The sequence below is a fragment of the Nocardioides sp. P5_E3 genome (assembly GCF_054049275.1).
The window spans coordinates 140,333-155,128 of sequence record NZ_JBFUMR010000007.1; the positions used below are offsets into that span (position 1 = coordinate 140,333).

At 73.3% G+C, this 14,796-nt stretch carries 16 protein-coding genes; 11 read left to right on the forward strand and 5 right to left on the reverse strand.

The genetic code is table 11. The features are described from left to right. Positions 1 to 3: 3 nt before the first annotated feature. Genes kdpC through ACXJKB_RS06235 form a run of 3 tightly spaced genes read left to right on the forward strand, consistent with a single transcriptional unit; the run spans position 4 to position 3,780 of the window. Positions 4 to 591 (forward strand): potassium-transporting ATPase subunit KdpC, encoded by a 588-nt coding sequence (kdpC, locus tag ACXJKB_RS06225; RefSeq protein WP_457186452.1) that lies wholly within the window; start codon positions 4 to 6, stop codon positions 589 to 591. A 4-nt stretch (positions 592 to 595) separates the two neighbouring features. After that, the gene (locus ACXJKB_RS06230) at positions 596 to 3,100 is read left to right on the forward strand and encodes a DUF4118 domain-containing protein (RefSeq protein WP_457186454.1); all 2,505 of its coding nucleotides are present in this window, start codon (positions 596 to 598) and stop codon (positions 3,098 to 3,100) included. Next, complete coding sequence (locus ACXJKB_RS06235) at positions 3,100 to 3,780, forward strand: response regulator (RefSeq protein ID WP_457186456.1); 681 nt, start codon at positions 3,100 to 3,102, stop codon at positions 3,778 to 3,780. Before ACXJKB_RS06230 ends, ACXJKB_RS06235 begins: the two co-directional genes overlap by 1 nt. Positions 3,781 to 3,784: 4 nt before the next feature. Here ACXJKB_RS06235 and ACXJKB_RS06240 read toward each other — a convergent pair whose 3' ends face one another. Continuing rightward, positions 3,785 to 5,359, reverse strand: a complete 1,575-nt coding sequence (locus ACXJKB_RS06240) for a YegS/Rv2252/BmrU family lipid kinase (protein ID WP_457186458.1) — start codon at positions 5,357 to 5,359, stop codon at positions 3,785 to 3,787. Between the two features lie 59 nt (positions 5,360 to 5,418). Here ACXJKB_RS06240 and serS point away from each other — a divergent pair, with 59 nt between their 5' ends. From serS to ACXJKB_RS06270, 6 genes are read left to right on the forward strand one after another with little or no spacing between them, the layout of a single operon-like run. Then, positions 5,419 to 6,687, forward strand: a complete 1,269-nt coding sequence (gene serS, locus ACXJKB_RS06245) for a serine--tRNA ligase (protein WP_457186460.1) — start codon at positions 5,419 to 5,421, stop codon at positions 6,685 to 6,687. Further along, positions 6,680 to 7,516 (forward strand): HAD family hydrolase, encoded by an 837-nt coding sequence (locus ACXJKB_RS06250; protein ID WP_457186462.1) that lies wholly within the window; start codon positions 6,680 to 6,682, stop codon positions 7,514 to 7,516. The genes serS and ACXJKB_RS06250 overlap by 8 nt, the downstream gene beginning before the upstream one ends. Positions 7,517 to 7,518: 2 nt before the next feature. After that, positions 7,519 to 7,839 carry a DUF1905 domain-containing protein gene (locus tag ACXJKB_RS06255; RefSeq protein WP_457186464.1) on the forward strand — a complete coding sequence of 107 codons (321 nt, stop codon included), beginning with the start codon at positions 7,519 to 7,521 and terminating at the stop codon, positions 7,837 to 7,839. Continuing rightward, the gene (locus ACXJKB_RS06260; RefSeq protein ID WP_457186466.1) at positions 7,836 to 8,642 is read left to right on the forward strand and encodes an HAD family hydrolase; all 807 of its coding nucleotides are present in this window, start codon (positions 7,836 to 7,838) and stop codon (positions 8,640 to 8,642) included. The genes ACXJKB_RS06255 and ACXJKB_RS06260 overlap by 4 nt, the downstream gene beginning before the upstream one ends. A 10-nt stretch (positions 8,643 to 8,652) precedes the next feature. Further along, entirely contained in the window at positions 8,653 to 9,228 is a 576-nt protein-coding gene (locus ACXJKB_RS06265) for a hypothetical protein (protein ID WP_457186468.1), read from the forward strand. A gap of 1 nt (position 9,229) precedes the next feature. Continuing rightward, complete coding sequence (locus tag ACXJKB_RS06270; protein WP_457186470.1) at positions 9,230 to 9,793, forward strand: hypothetical protein; 564 nt, start codon at positions 9,230 to 9,232, stop codon at positions 9,791 to 9,793. A 4-nt stretch (positions 9,794 to 9,797) separates the two neighbouring features. Here ACXJKB_RS06270 and ACXJKB_RS06275 read toward each other — a convergent pair whose 3' ends face one another. The 4 genes from ACXJKB_RS06275 to mobA all read right to left on the reverse strand — a co-directional run bounded on the left by ACXJKB_RS06275 (position 9,798) and on the right by mobA (position 12,560). Beyond that, positions 9,798 to 10,451 carry a bacterial proteasome activator family protein gene (locus ACXJKB_RS06275; RefSeq protein WP_457186472.1) on the reverse strand — a complete coding sequence of 218 codons (654 nt, stop codon included), beginning with the start codon at positions 10,449 to 10,451 and terminating at the stop codon, positions 9,798 to 9,800. A gap of 186 nt (positions 10,452 to 10,637) precedes the next feature. After that, positions 10,638 to 11,606, reverse strand: coding sequence for an NAD(P)H-quinone oxidoreductase (locus tag ACXJKB_RS06280; protein ID WP_457186474.1), 969 nt, complete (start codon positions 11,604 to 11,606; stop codon positions 10,638 to 10,640). Between the two features lie 4 nt (positions 11,607 to 11,610). Further along, positions 11,611 to 11,934, reverse strand: coding sequence for a DUF6457 domain-containing protein (locus tag ACXJKB_RS06285; RefSeq protein ID WP_191193917.1), 324 nt, complete (start codon positions 11,932 to 11,934; stop codon positions 11,611 to 11,613). Positions 11,935 to 11,981: 47 nt separating this feature from the next. After that, entirely contained in the window at positions 11,982 to 12,560 is a 579-nt protein-coding gene (mobA, locus tag ACXJKB_RS06290) for a molybdenum cofactor guanylyltransferase (RefSeq protein WP_457186476.1), read from the reverse strand. A 67-nt stretch (positions 12,561 to 12,627) separates the two neighbouring features. On the opposite strand from mobA, the gene ACXJKB_RS06295 reads away from it, so the two are divergent. Both ACXJKB_RS06295 and ACXJKB_RS06300 read left to right on the forward strand, forming a co-directional pair. Continuing rightward, positions 12,628 to 13,410, forward strand: coding sequence for a carbon-nitrogen hydrolase family protein (locus ACXJKB_RS06295; RefSeq protein ID WP_457186478.1), 783 nt, complete (start codon positions 12,628 to 12,630; stop codon positions 13,408 to 13,410). 11 nt (positions 13,411 to 13,421) lie between these two features. Then, positions 13,422 to 14,792 (forward strand): hypothetical protein, encoded by a 1,371-nt coding sequence (locus tag ACXJKB_RS06300; RefSeq protein WP_457186480.1) that lies wholly within the window; start codon positions 13,422 to 13,424, stop codon positions 14,790 to 14,792. Positions 14,793 to 14,796 lie beyond the last annotated feature (4 nt).

The following is a 14,796-nucleotide window of genomic DNA, read 5'->3' on the forward strand; positions in this document are numbered from 1 at the left end:
GCCATGACCCACCTGCTCACCGACCTCTACCGCCAGTCCCTCGCCGGGCTCCGGCTCCTGCTCGTGATGACCGTCCTGCTGGGCGTCGGCTACCCGGCCGCCGTCTGGGCCGCCGGCCAGTCCTTCGGCGACCGCGCCGACGGTCAGCCCGTGCGGCTCGACGGCCGCATCGTCGGGTCCCGGCTGATCGGCCAGGACTTCGGCGGCGACCAGTGGTTCCACTCCCGGCCCTCGCCCCACGGGTACGACACCCTGGCCTCGGCCCCCAGCAACCTCGGGCCCAGCAGCCCCTACCTCCTCGCCGCCATCGCCGACCGGCGGGCCGAGGTCGCGGCGCGAGAGGGCGTCGACCCCGCCGACGTACCCCCCGACGCGCTCACCGCGTCCGGCTCCGGCCTCGACCCGCACATCTCACCCGCCTACGCCGAGCTGCAGGTGGCCCGCGTCGCGGCGGCCAACGGGCTGTCGGCGAAGGCGGTCGAGCGGTTGGTCGCGGAGCACACCGACGGCCGCAGCCTCGGGTTCCTCGGCGAGCCGGGTGTCGACGTGCTCGAGCTCAACCTCGCGGTCGCGACCGCTGGTGGAGACTGACGCCATGCCCCTGCCCACGGATCGCGGACGGCTGCGCGTCTACCTTGGCGCGGCGCCCGGCGTCGGCAAGACGTTCGCCATGCTCGACGAGGGGCACCGGCGTCTGGAGCGCGGCACCGACCTCGTCGTGGGGTACGTCGAGACGCACGGCCGCGCGAAGACCGAGCGCGAGCTGGAGGGACTTGAGGTCGTGCCGCGCGCGAAGGTCGCCTACCGCGGCACCGTCCAGGAGGAGATGGACCTCGAGGCGGTCCTGGCGCGCAGCCCCGAGGTGGTGCTGGTCGACGAGCTCGCGCACACCAACGTGCCGGGCAGCACCCACGCGAAGCGGTGGCAGGACGTCGAGGCGCTGCGCGACGCGGGCATCGAGGTCGTCACGACGGTCAACATCCAGCACCTCGAGTCGCTCAACGACGTGACCGAGTCGATCACCGGGGTCCGGCAGCGGGAGACCGTGCCCGACCACGTCGTCCGTTCCGCCGACCAGATCGAGCTGGTCGACATGAGCCCGCAGGCCCTCCGTCGACGGATGGCGCACGGCAACGTCTACGCCGCCGACAAGATCGACGCGGCCCTCTCGCGCTACTTCCGCGAGGGCAACCTCACCGCGCTGCGCGAGCTCGCCCTGCTCTGGCTGGCCGACCGGGTCGACGAGGGGCTCGAGCGCTACCGGGCGCAGCACGACATCGAGGCGACCTGGGCGACGCGCGAGCGGGTCGTCGTACCCGTCAGCGGTGGCCCCGAGGCAGCGACCCTGATGCGGCGGGCCGCGCGGATCGCGAGCCGGCGGTCCGGGGGCGAGTGGCAGGCGTTGTACGTCACCCGGCAGGACGGGCTGCGCAGCACGTCACCCGACGGTCTCGCCGCCATGGCGACCAAGGCCGAGGAGCTCGGCGGCACCTTCCACACCGTGGTCGGCGACGACCCGGCCGACGCGATCCTCGCCTTCGCGCGTGCCGAGAACGCGAGCCAGGTCGTCATCGGCGCCAGCCGCCGCGGCCGTGTCTCGACAGTGCTCCGGCCGGGGGTGGGGGAGCGGGTCGTCGCCGGATCGGGTGACATCGACGTCCACATCGTCTCGCACGAGCACGCGCGCGGGCGGTCGGCGAGCCGCCGGCCGGTCACCCACGACCTCGGCCCGCGGCGCCGGCTCGCGGGCTTCGTCGTCGGGCTCGCGGTGCCGGCGGTCGTGAGCCTGCTGCTCTACGCGACGCAGGACCTGCACGGCCTGCCCATCGAGGCGATGTCCCTGATGATGGTCGTCGTCGCGACCGCGCTCGTGGGTGGGCTCGCGCCGGCGGTCCTGTCCGCGCTGGCGAGCGCGCTGCTGCTCAACTACCTCTTCACGCCGCCGCTCTACACGCTCACCGTCGCCGAGCCGGAGAACGTCGTCACCATCGCGATCTTCGTCGCGGTGGGCATCGCCGTCGCGTCGGTCGTCGACAACGCGGCCCGCCGCACGGCCGAGGCGCGGGCCGCGCGCGCCGAGGCCGACGCGCTGACGGTGCTCGCGCACAGCCTGCTCACCTCCGGCGACGACCTCGACGGCCTGCTGTCCTCGGCCTGCAGGCTCTTCCGGGCCGACGGCGCGGCCGTGCTCCGGCGCGAGGCGGTGGAGGAGGTCGTGGTGGCGAGCTGCGGCACCCCGCCCACGTCGGTCGAGGAGGCCGACATGTCCGCGGCGATCGACGAGCACAGCACGCTGGTCCTCGGCGGCGCGACCCTGCCGGCCACGCAGCGCGGCCTGCTCAACGCGTACGCCGCCTATGCCAAGGTGATGGAGGAGCGCCGCGTCGCGACCGTGGCCGAGCTCGAGCGCCTGCGGTTGACCGAGCTCGACCGCACCCGGACCGCCCTGCTGGCCGCGGTCTCCCACGACCTGCGCAACCCGCTCGCGGCGATGAAGGTGTCCGTCGACAGCCTGCGCAGCACGGACGTGACCTGGTCGCCCGAGGACGAGGACGAGCTGCTCGCCACCATCGAGGAGTCGACCGACCGGCTCACCGCGCTGGTCACCAACCTGCTCGACATGAGCCGGATCAGCACCGGTTCGGTGCGCGTGGTCCTGCGCGACGTCGGCCTGGCCGACGCCGTCCACACGAGCATCGCGCCGCTTCCCGGCGGCGAGCGGATCGAGGTCGACGTCGACCCCGAGCTGCTGGTGCTCGCGGACGCAGGGCTGCTCGACCGGGTGCTGGCCAACATCTGCGAGAACGCCCTCAAGTACACGCCCGTCGACGCCCGCGTGCGCATCGACGCGGCTGCGGACGGCGACGGGGTCGTCGTACGCATCGCCGACTCCGGGCCCGGCGTGGCCGACCAGGACCGGGACCGGCTGTTCGCGCCGTTCCAGCGGTTCGGCGACGTGCCGCAGCAGGACGGCGTCGGGCTCGGGCTGGCCGTGGCGCACGGGCTGACCGAGGCGATGAGTGGGACGATCGCCACCGAGGAGACCCCCGGCGGTGGGCTCACGTTCGTGCTGGAGCTGCAGAGGGGCAAGGGGGCCTGATGACGTTCGTCCTGGTCGTCGACGACGACCCCGCGATGCGGCGCACGCTCTCGATCAACCTCCGTGCCCGAGACTACGAGGTCGAGACGGCGGGCGACGGCCGGTCGGCCTTGCAGGTCGTCGACGAGCGGATGCCCGACCTGGTCCTGCTCGACCTGGGGCTGCCCGACCTCGACGGGGTCGCGGTGCTCACGCAGCTGCGGTCCTTCACGCAGGTCCCGGTGATCGTGGTCTCGGCCCGCACCGAGTCCGACGACAAGGTCGAGGCGCTCGACCTCGGCGCCGACGACTTCATCACCAAGCCGTTCTCGATCGAGGAGCTGCTGGCAAGGATCCGCGCCACCTCGCGCCGGGCGGGCCGCGAGGAGCCCGACCTGGTCGTCGAGGCCGGCGGGCTTCGCCTCGACGTCACCGACTCCCGCGCCACCCGCGACGGCGAGGAGGTCCACCTGACGCCGACCGAGTGGCGGATCGTCGACGTGCTCGTCCGCCGGCGCGGCCGGCTGGTCCGCCAGGCCGAGCTGCTGACCGCCGTGTGGGGACCGGCGTACGACACCCAGACCAACTACCTCCGGGTCCACATGGCCGGCATCCGGCGCAAGCTCGAGGCCGACCCGGGTCGCCCGGTGCTCTTCCTCACCGAGCCGGGGATGGGCTACCGGTTCACAGCCGGGGGCTGACCGCTCAGCGCGGGACGCGGACCAGCAGCCGCCCGTGGATGCACTCCATCCGCAGCTCTCGGCCCTCGCCGATGGAGTCGCCGTCGAGCTGGCGGGGGGTGTCGGTGGCAGCCTTGATCCGGACCCGTGACCCGGTGCGGCGGTCGATGAGCTCGTCGACGGTCTGGCTCTTGGCCAGCACGCGCACGGCGAGCGGGATCCACGACAGGAACTTGCGGGGGTGCAGGATCACCACGTCGAGGACGCCGTCGTCGATGGTGGCGTCGGGCAGCAGCGGCATGCCGGCCTGCAGGAAGCCGACGTTGCCGACCAGGACCGTGCGCGCCCGGTGGACCGTGGGCTCGTCGTCGTCGATCTGGATCTCGACCCTGACCGCGGGGAACATCAGCGACTTCAGCCCCGAGATGACGTAGGCCACCCAGCCGATCTTCTTCTTGATGTCCTCGTTGACGCCCTCCATGATCGCGGCGTCGAAGCCCATGCCGGCCATCACCATGAAGTGGGTGTCCTCGATGCCGTCGCCACCAACCTCGACCATGTCGATGGCCCGGTCCTGGCCGTTGAGGGCGATGTCGATCGCCGAGCGGATGTAGAGCGGGATGCCGAGGTTGCGGGCGAGCAGGTTGCCGGTGCCTGCCGGGATGATGCCGACCGGGATGCCGGTGCCGGCGAGCTCGGCGCACACCTCGCGCACGGTGCCGTCACCACCGCAGACCATGACCAGGTCGGCACCGGAGACGGCGGCGCGCTCGGCCATGCCGGTGCCGGGGTCCTCCACGGTCGTGTACTGCCACGTCGGCTCGGACCAACCGGACTCCATGGCCATCGAGGCGACGAGCGAGCGGAACTGGCCGACGTCCTCGACCTTGATCGGGTTGAGGATCACCGCGAGCCGCTTCTCCGAGGCGTACACCTCCGGGAGCGGCTCCGTCCTGGCCGCGATCGAGCGCGGCCGGGGGTCGATGAAGGCGAGGGCGAGGAAGAACACCGCGAGGCCCAGCAGCGAGCCGGCGATCACGTCGGTGGGGAAGTGCCGGCCCAGGAGCACCCGGTCGAGGCAGACCAGCAGCCACCACCCGACGACGACCGCGATGCCGAGGCGGCGCAGGCTCGTACGACGGACGAACAGGACGAGCAGCATGACGAGGAGGGACGCGTACGCCGCCGAGGACGAGGCGTGCCCGGACGGGAAGCTGAAGGAGTTGAGCAGGCCGAGGTTGTCCTGCCACTCGGGGCGGTCCCGTCCGAGCCAGATCTTCAGGGCCGACGTGGCCACCGAGGTCACGACCATCACCACGACCACGAGCAGCGCTGCCCAGCGGTGGCGTCGCAGGAGCAACCCCAGCGCGAGGACGACGGTGAGGATCGTCATGCCGATGGTCCCGAAGGCGACCTCGACCACCCGGAGGAAGTCGATGAAGAGTGACGAGTCGTCCGCCCAGTCCTCGAGCTGCTTGCCACCCACGTCGAAGCTGTCGAGCGGAGCCCGGTCCTGGGTCACCAGGAAGCCAAGGACGGCGAACAGCGCCGCGGCCAGGAGGCCCAGGGCGACCGTGCGGTTGCGGGAGGCGGGAGTCACCTGCGCAGTATGCCCACACCGGAACTGGCCCCCCACGCCCGGACGGATAGCCTTGCGTCGTGATAGATCCGCGCCTGCTCCGTGACGACCCCGACCGCGTCCGCGCCGCCCAGGCGAAGCGTGGTCTGTCCGACGACGTGGTGGACAGGGCGCTGGCCGCGGACTCCGCTCGCCGGCAGTCGATCGCCGACTTCGAGACCAAGCGGTCCGAGCAGAAGGCCAGCGGCGCGCTCGTCGCCAAGGCGCAGGGCGAGGAGAAGCAGGCCCTGCTCGCGCAGGTCAAGGAGCTGGCCGCGAGCGTGAAGGAGGCCGAGGCCGCCCGCAACGCCGCCGAGGCCGAGTGGGACGAGGCGATCAAGGCCATCCCCAACATCGCCGCCGACGAGGCACCCGCCGGTGGCGAGGACGACTTCGTCACCCTCGAGCACGTCGGCACGCCGCGCGAGTTCGACTTCGAGCCCCGCGACCACATCGAGCTCGGCAGGATGCTCGGGGCCATCGACCTCGAGCGCGGCGCCAAGGTCAGCGGATCGCGCTTCTACTTCCTCACCGGCGTCGGCGCGCAGCTCGAGTTCGCGCTCGTCAACCTGGCGATGGACCAGGCCCGCAACGCCGGCTTCACCCAGGTGATCGCCCCGTCGCTGGTCAAGCCGCGCGCCATGGAGGGCACCGGCTTCCTCGGCCAGGCCGCCGACGACGTCTACCGGATCGAGGGCGAGGACCTCTACCTCGTCGGCACGAGCGAGGTCGCGATGGCGGCCTACCACTCCGACGAGATCCTCGACGCCGGCACGCTGCCGCGCCGCTACGCCGCCTTCAGCCCGTGCTTCCGCAAGGAGGCCGGCAGCCACGGCAAGGACACCAAGGGCATCATCCGGGTGCACTGGTTCGACAAGGTCGAGATGTTCGTCCACACGACCGTCGAGGAGTCGTACGCCGAGCACCAGCGGCTGCTGGCATGGGAGAAGGAGTTCCTCGACAAGCTCGAGCTCGCCTACCGCGTGATCGACACCGCCGCGGGCGACCTCGGCCTCAGCGCCCAGCGCAAGTTCGACTGCGAGGCGTGGATCCCGACGCAGGGCAAGTACCGCGAGCTCACCTCGACCTCCAACTGCACCGACTTCCAGGCCCGCCGCCTCGACATCCGCACCCGCGACGGGAAGGGCCAGACCGTGCCGGTCGCGACCCTCAACGGCACGCTCACGGCGATCCCGCGGGCCATCGTCGCGATCCTCGAGACCCACCAGAACGAGGACGGCTCGGTCACCGTGCCGCAGGCGCTCCGCCCCTACATGGGCGGACTGGAAGTGCTGAAGCGCGTTGGCTGACTGGACTCCCCGGGTCGTCGCGCTGGACATCGACGGCACGCTGCTCAAGTGGGTCGACGGGCAGACCGAGGACTACGAGACCATCACCGAGCCGGTGCACGACGCCGTGCACCGTGCGCTCGACGCCGGCGCCCACGTCGTGCTGGCGAGCGGTCGCTCGCCGCACGGGATGACGACCATCGCCGACCTCCTCCACATCCCGCGTGAGAACGCCGACCGGCTCTGGGTGGTGGCGTCCAACGGAGCCGTGGTCTTCCGCTACCCGCCGATGGAGGTCGTCCACGAGGAGACCTTCGACGCCGCCCCCGCGGTCGCCGCGGTGCTGGAGCACCACCCGCGCGCGCTGGTCGCGGTCGAGGAGCGCGAGGTCGGCGGCTACCGCGTCAACCGCGTCTTCCCCGACGGCGAGCTCTCCGGTGAGCAGCTGATCACCCACGTCGACGACATCGTGGGCGAGCCCGTGAGCCGCGTGATCGTCCGCGATCCCGAGGCCACCGCCGACGACTTCATCGAGCTCGCGGCCAACCTCGGCCTGCACGGCACCGACTACGTCGTCGGCTGGACCGCCTGGCTGGACCTCTCCCCGGTGGGCGTCTCGAAGGCGTCGGGCCTCCAGCACGTCTGCGACAAGCTCGGTCTCACCGCCGCCGACGTGCTCGCGATCGGCGACGGCCGCAACGACATCGAGATGCTGCGCTGGGCCGGGCGCGGCGTGGCGATGGGGCAGGCCGTCGAGGAGGTCATCGCCGCCGCCGACGACGTGACCGCCACCGTCACCGACGAGGGCGCCGCCGTCGAGATCTCGCGCTGGTTCCCGCAGGACTCCTGATCGTGGACGAGGGCGTCACCTTCACCGCCGAGCTGTGGCGGTGGACGGCGCGCAAGGAGTCCACCGACGCGGGCGCGTGGTGCTTCGTGACCCTGCCGGTCGACCTCGCCGACGAGGTCCGCGAGCGCGCCGGCGAACCGCGGGGCTTCGGCTCGGTGCGGGTGCGTGCCCGTGTCGGATCCACCACCTGGGACACCAGCGTCTTCCCCGACGCCGGCTCCGGCAGCTTCGTGCTCCCGGTCAAGAAGGCGGTGCGCACGGCCGCGGGTGTGACCGAGGGTGACCTGCTGACCGTCACCGTGTCTGTCCGGGATTCCTCGTGAGCGCGCCACGGCTGGTGGCGACCGACCTCGACGGCACGCTGCTCGACTCGGAGGGGCGGGTCTCGGCGCGCACCCGCGCGGTGCTCGACGAGCTCGACGCCGCCGGCGTACCCGTCGTCTTCACCACCGGTCGCCCCATCCGCTGGATGGAGGAGCTGTGGGAGGCGGTCGGCGGGCACGGCCTCGCGATCTGCAGCAACGGCGGGATCGTGTACGACGTCGCGCGCCGGGAGGTGCGCACCGCCCGGACCATCCCGGCCGACGTGCTCCTGGCGGTCGCGGCGCGGCTGCGCGCGGACCTGCCGGGCACCGTCTTCGCGCTCGAGAAGACCACCGGCTTCGCCAGGGAGCCCGACTTCATGCCGCGCCTCGCGGTCAACCTCGCCCCCGACGTCCCGACGGCCCCCCTCGAGGAGCTCGTCGACGACGACGTCGTCAAGCTGCTCGCCCGCCACGAGGACCACGAGCCCGAGCCCTACTGGGAGCTCGTGGCCGGACTCCTCGGCGAGCAGGTCGTCACGACCTGGTCGTCGGTCGGCACGCTCGTGGAGATCAGCGCGGCAGGCGTCACGAAGGCGTCGACGCTGGCCACCGTCGCGGCCGGGATGGGCCTCGGCCCCGACGACGTCGTGGCCTTCGGCGACATGCCCAACGACCTGCCGATGCTCGAGTGGGCGGGCACCTCCTACGCCATGGCCAACGCCCACCCGACCGTGCGCGAGCTCGCCGACCACCTCGCGCCCCACCACGACGAGGACGGGGTGGCCACGGTGCTCACCGAGCTCTTCGACCTCTCTCGCTAGGCTTCCCGCCATGATTCGCGCCGTCCAGCTCGCCGCCGCACTGCTCCTCGGGTGCCTCGGCCTCGTGACGACGGTCCAGGCCCCGGCCGCCGCGGCCGACTGCACCTGCAAGCAGAGCGGTCAGCTCGAGCAGCAGGTGAAGCGCGCCGACGCCGTCTTCATCGGCACGGTCGACAACGTGGAGGTCGCCGACAACGACCACACCTACGACGTGACCGCGTCGCGGGCCTACCAGGGCTCGCCCGAGCGTTCCACGCAGGTCTTCTCGGCCGGTGGCAAGAACGCCTGCGGCCTCGGCGAGCTGGCCGTCGGCACCTCCTACCTCTTCCTCGCCACCGGCACCGAGGCGCCCTTCGAGGCCGACACGTGCGGTGGCACCAGCGTGGCCAACCCGACCAAGGTCGCCAAGATCGAGGGCCTCCTCGGCGAGGGCACCTCCGTCGAGCCGCCCCCGCCGCCGACCGCCCAGCGCACGCTGGTCGAGGAGTCGCCGCCCGCCGGCTTCGCCCGCGCGGCGGCCCCCGGTGCGGCCGTCGCGATCATCAGCCTCCTCGGGCTCGTCGTCGTACGACGCCTCGCGCGCTGACGTGGTGGCCGCCCGCCTGCTCGCCGTCCCGGCGGTGCTGGCGGTGCTGGCCGGTGGCCTGGTGCTCGGGCCGGTGGCCCCGGCCGCGGCCTGCAGCTGCGTGACCAGCGACCCCGTCGAGCTCGCCGACCACGCCGACGTCGCCTTCGTGGGCGTGCTGACCAGCCAGCGCTCGGACGCCGAGGTCGTCGCCCACCTCTTCACGGTCGTGGACGTCCTCGCCGGCGACGTACGCCGCGGCCAGGACGTCGTCACGCCCAACGCCGGCCAGGCGTCCTGCGGCGTCGAGTGGGCGACCGGGACGACGATGGTGGTGCTGGGGCGGTTCGACGAGCGCGGCAGGGTCGCCTCCGACCTGTGCAGCGGCTCGGTGCCTGCCGGCGCTGCGGCGTACGACGCCACGGTGGAGGCGCTGGGCGAGCCCCGGGACCCGCTGCCCGGACGGTCGATGGTCGCCCTCGACCCGACGGACGCTCAGGACGTGCTGTGGGCGGCCGCGCTGGTCGGTGTCGTCGGCGCGCTCGGGATGGTCGTCGTACGACGCCTCGCGCGGCGCGCCGGCTGAGGCGTCAGAGGTACATGCCGCCGCGGGTGCCGGCCGTGTCGTCCTCGCCGCCCCCGGGGGTCGGCATGTTGGGCATGCCGGTCGGCGGCTGCGGGGCGTGGCCGCCGTGGCCGGCCGGGAGCGCCCGCCGCATCTGCTCGAGCTGGGCGCGCGAGGCCATCTGCTGGGCGTAGATCGCGGTCTGGATACCGTGGAAGAGGCCCTCGAGCCAGCCCACGAGCTGGGCCTGCGCGATCCGCAGCTCGCCCTCGGACGGCGTGCCCTCCTCGGTGAACGGCAGCGACAGCCGCTCGAGCTCCTCGACCAGCTCGGGAGCGAGACCGGTCTCCAGCTCCTTGATCGAGGCGGCGTGGATGTCCTTGAGGCGGTTGCGGCTGGCCTCGTCGAGGGGCGCGGCCTTCACCTCCTCCAGGAGCTGGCGGATCATGCTGCCGATCCGCATCACCTTGGCCGGCTGCTCGACCAGCTCGGTGATGTGGCGCTCACCGTCGCCGTCCTCGTCGTCACCGTCGCCCGCGGCCTGCGTCATCGCCGGCAGCGCGCTCGCCGGGATGGTGCCGATGGGCTGGCCGTCGGGACCGACGACCACGACCTGGTCCTCGACCTCCCCCTGGCTGCTGGGGCCGCCGGTGGGCTCGGGCTGCTGCTGGTCGGTCATGGCCCCAACCCTATGACGCGCCCGGTGGTGGTCCTGTGGCGAGCGGTGGCTGAGCCCCAATCGCCGCCTGCCGAATGTGGGTGGCGCACCACCCGCGGGCGTGCCGGCGGGGACGCGCCGTATGGGCGGTGGCTGAGCCACGTTCCGGGCGAGCGGAATGTGGGTGGCGCACCGCTCGCCGGAAGCTCAGAGGGTGAGGACGATCTTCCCCGCGCGCCCGCCGTCCTCCATCAGCTGGTGGGCGCGGGCGACGTCCTCGAGGGGGAGGGTGGTCTCGACGATGGGGCGGACCTGGCCGGAGGCGACGAGGGGCCAGACGTTCTCGACGACCCCGCAGCAGATCTGGGCCTTCTCGACGAGGGGCCGCGCCCGGAGCGAGGTCGCCGTCACCGACGACCGCTTGCGCAGGAGCGCGTTGATGTCGAGCTCGCCCTTGGAGCCGCCCTGCATGCCGATGATGACGAGGCGCCCGGCGGTGGCCAGGGCGGAGACGTTGCGGCCGAGGTAGGTCGCGCCCATGTTATCGAGGATCACGTCGGCACCGCCGGCCTCCTTGAGGACCTCGACGAAGTCCTCGTCGCGGTAGCTGATCGCCCGCGCCGCACCCAGCGACCGGCACAGCTCGAGGGTCTCCGGGGAGCCGGCGGTCGTGTAGACCTCGGCGCCGCGGGCGGCCGCGAGCTGGATCGCCATGGTGCCGATGCCGCCACCGCCGCCGTGCACGAGGAACCGCTCGCCCGTGTCGAGGTGGGCGGTCATGAAGACGTTGGACCAGACCGTCGCCGCGACCTCGGGCAGGCAGGCCGCCTCGAGGAGGGAGATGCCGGACGGCACCGGCATGACCTGCCCGACCGGCACGGCCACGCGGGCGGCGTACCCCCCACCGGCCAGCAGCGCGCACACCTCGTCGCCGACCTTCCAGCCCTCGACGCCCTCCCCGAGCTCGGCGATCCGGCCGCTGCACTCCAGCCCGAGGATCTCGGAGGCGCCGGGCGGGGGCGGGTAGAAGCCCTGCCGCTGCAGGGTGTCGGCCCGGTTGACGGCCGTGGCGACGACGTCGAGCAGCACCTCCCCGGCGGCCGGGCGCGGCTCGTCGACCTCGCCGACGGACAGGACGTCGGGTCCACCGGACCCGGTGGTGACGGCAGCGCGCACGTGATCAGTCCTCGTAGAGGTCGCTGGAGTGGTCGACCGACGAGTCGTCGGGCACCTCATCGTCCACGTCGTCGGGATCCTTCGCGTCGGCGGGCCGGTCCCAGCTCTCGGCCAGCTGCTGGGCGCGGGCAGCGAGCCGCTCGACCTGCTCGGGGTTCGCGTCCCCCGCGCCGACGGCGACACCGAGGAGGTAGGTGGTGATGGGCGCCGCGGTCTTCTGCACGTTCTGTGCGGCCACGCGGGCGAGGTCGAGGAGCAGGCCCTCGTCGACCTCGGTCTCGACGTCGAGCACGTCGGCGAGCTCGTCGATCCAGTCGTGGAGGTTCACGTAGCCAATGTCTCGCACCCCACCCGGGTGCGGCAAGAGAGCCGCCGTCAGGGGCGGAGGTCCCGCAGGTCGGCCCACGAGTCGACGTCGACGGCCTCCTCGCCGCTCGCCGGCACCTCGGCGAGGTCGAGGGGTGCGAGCAGGCGGTGCAGCGCCATCCCGTGCTGCCCCTCCAGGTCGGGTCGTACGACGTCGAGCCGGGCCGCGTCGAGCACCCCGGCCAGCTGCCGCCGGCCGTCGCCGTCGACCAGGAACGCCCCGTCCCGGCCCGCCGCCGCCTCGCGCAGGCGCCGCATCGTCGACGCGGTCACCCGCGGCATGTCCACCGCCAGCACGCCGACGAGGCGCGGCGCGCGCACGAGCGCGTCGACGCCGGTGAGCAGCCCGGCCACCGGTCCGCCGCGGGGCGGGTCCTCGACCACGAAGGTCACCGGCCGCGCGGTCCGCACCGTGTCCGGTCCGACGACCACGACCTCGTCGGCGTCGAGGAACGCGTCGACGGCGTACTCCAGCAGTGTCCGGCCGGCCAGCTCGACGGACGCCTTGTCGATCCCGTCCATCCGCGCGGCCGTGCCGCCGGCGAGGACCACGCCGCAGAAGCCACCGGCGGTGAGGTCGAGGTCCATGCCGGCATCCTCGCAGCCGCACTCATGCCGGACCGCGGCCGCCGCGTGGCCGCTCTACGCTGGTGGCATGGACTCCACCCCACGGCGGACCGACCGGCTGCGTGTGCGCGTCCACCAGTGGGCGAGCGGCCTCGACACCGACGACAACCGGGCCCGCCTCGCCGAGCTGCAGCCGGGGGCCGACCTGGTCGTCCTGCCGGAGGCCTTCGCCCGCGACTTCGGCCAGGCCGGTTCCGACGTCAGCCCCTTCGCCGAGCCGGTCGACGGTCCGTTCGCCCGCGAGGTGGCGCGCGTGGCCGACGCGACCTCGTCCACCGTGGTGGCGGGGATGTTCGAGGTCGCCGACGACCCCGCCCGGCCCTTCAACACCCTCGTCGCCGGCGGTCCCAGCTCGGCGACGTACCGCAAGATCCACCTCTACGACTCCTTCGGCTACCGCGAGTCCGACCGCCTGACCGGCGGCCCGGTCGAGCCGGTGGTCGTCGACGTGGCGGGCTGGCAGGTGGGACTGATGACCTGCTACGACCTGCGGTTCCCCGAGCTCGCGCGGCGTCTGGTCGACGCCGGGGCCGAGGTCCTCGTGGTGCCGGCGGCGTGGCTGCCCGGTGACCGCAAGGTCGCGCACTGGCGCACCCTGCTCGCCGCCCGGGCGATCGAGAACACCTGCTTCGTCGTCGGCGCCGGCCAGCCCGAGCCGCGCTACGTCGGGCACTCCGCGGTGATCGGTCCGCTCGGTGACGTCCTCGCCGAGGCCGACGGCGCCGAGCAGGTCATCGACGCCGTCCTGGACCGTGCCGACCTCGACGAGGCCCGCCGCACCAATCCGTCGCTGGCCAACCGTCGGCTGTAACCTCCTCCGTCGTGCCTTCCTCCTCCGACAGCCCCCGCGGGTCCTCCCGCGGCAAGCGGGCTGCCGAGCGCCCGCCCTCGCGGCTGAGGCTGAAGCGGAAGGCGCAGGGGCTCGACGCGGCCGCACCGCCGGAGCAGGACGAGAGCGCTGCCCCGAGCTCGGCCGCCCCGGTCGCTCCCGGGCCGCCCGCCACGACGCGTACGCCGGTCACGGAGCCGACTCCCGAGCGGGCTCCCGAGCCGACTCCCGAGCCGACTCCCGAGCCGATCGCCGCCCCCTCGGCATCCGAGCCGGCCCCCCGTCCCACCGAGCAGCCCGAGCAGCCCGAGCAGGTCGCGCGCCTCGCGCCTACCGAGCCGGACGAGACCGCCCCGGACGGCCCGCGCCCGTCGCTGCTCGCCTTCTGGTTCGGTGTCCTGCTCCTCGGCGCGGCAGCCCTGGGCTGGTCGGCACTGAGCGGCACGTTGAGCGACATCCCGGCCGTGGGCGACACCGGCACCGCGCCGGCGTGGCTCGACGGCGTCGGCGCTGCCGCCGTGGTCACCGCGCTCTCCTGGTTCCTGGCGACCCGGACCGCGGGCCGGGCGCTCGTCTCCGCCGGCCTCGCGCTGGTGCTGGCCGTGGCCAGCCTCCTCGTCGGCGGGCGGGTGCTCCCGACGGGCGCGGCCGTGATGACCTGCGTGGTCGGCAGCGTCTACGCCGTCATGGTGACCGTGCCGGCGGTCACCGGCTGGAAGGCGATGCGCGAGGCGCTGATCGCCGTGCTGGTCGCCGCGGTCACCGCCTTCGCTGCGGTGGGTTTCGAGCCCACGGTCGCGATCGAGCGCTTCGAGATCGTCACGCTCCTGCTCGCGCTCGGCCTCGTGCTCGCGATCGTCTACCGCCTCGGCGCCGGCCTGCACGGCCTCGGACGTCGCGGGATGATCGTCGTCGCCATCGGCCTCGGCGTCCTCTTCGCGACGCTGGCGTACGCCGAGCTGCTCCGGCGCTACGGCGCCCAGAGCTTCGTGTCGTCGGTCCTCGACTTCGCCGACTGGACCTCCGCCCGCATCGGCGCGTTCCCGCGGCCGCTCGTGGTCCTGCTCGGCATCCCGGCGCTGGTGTGGGGCACCCACGTGCGCGCCCGCCGGCGCCAGGGGTGGTGGTTCTGCGCCTTCGGCGTGGCCGCCACCGTGCCGCTCGCGACGGGCCTCGTCTCGCCGGACACCTCCTACCTCGAGGCCGGGCTGCGGGCGGCGTACTCCCTCGTCCTGGGCCTGCTCATCGGCTGGCTGGTGATCCGGGCCGACCTGGCCCTGACCGGGCCGAAGGGTCGTGGCGGTCGCCGTGCCGAGGAGGCCGGACCGCACCGGCCCGAGCCGCGGCGCTTCGCCGAGCTCTGAGGCG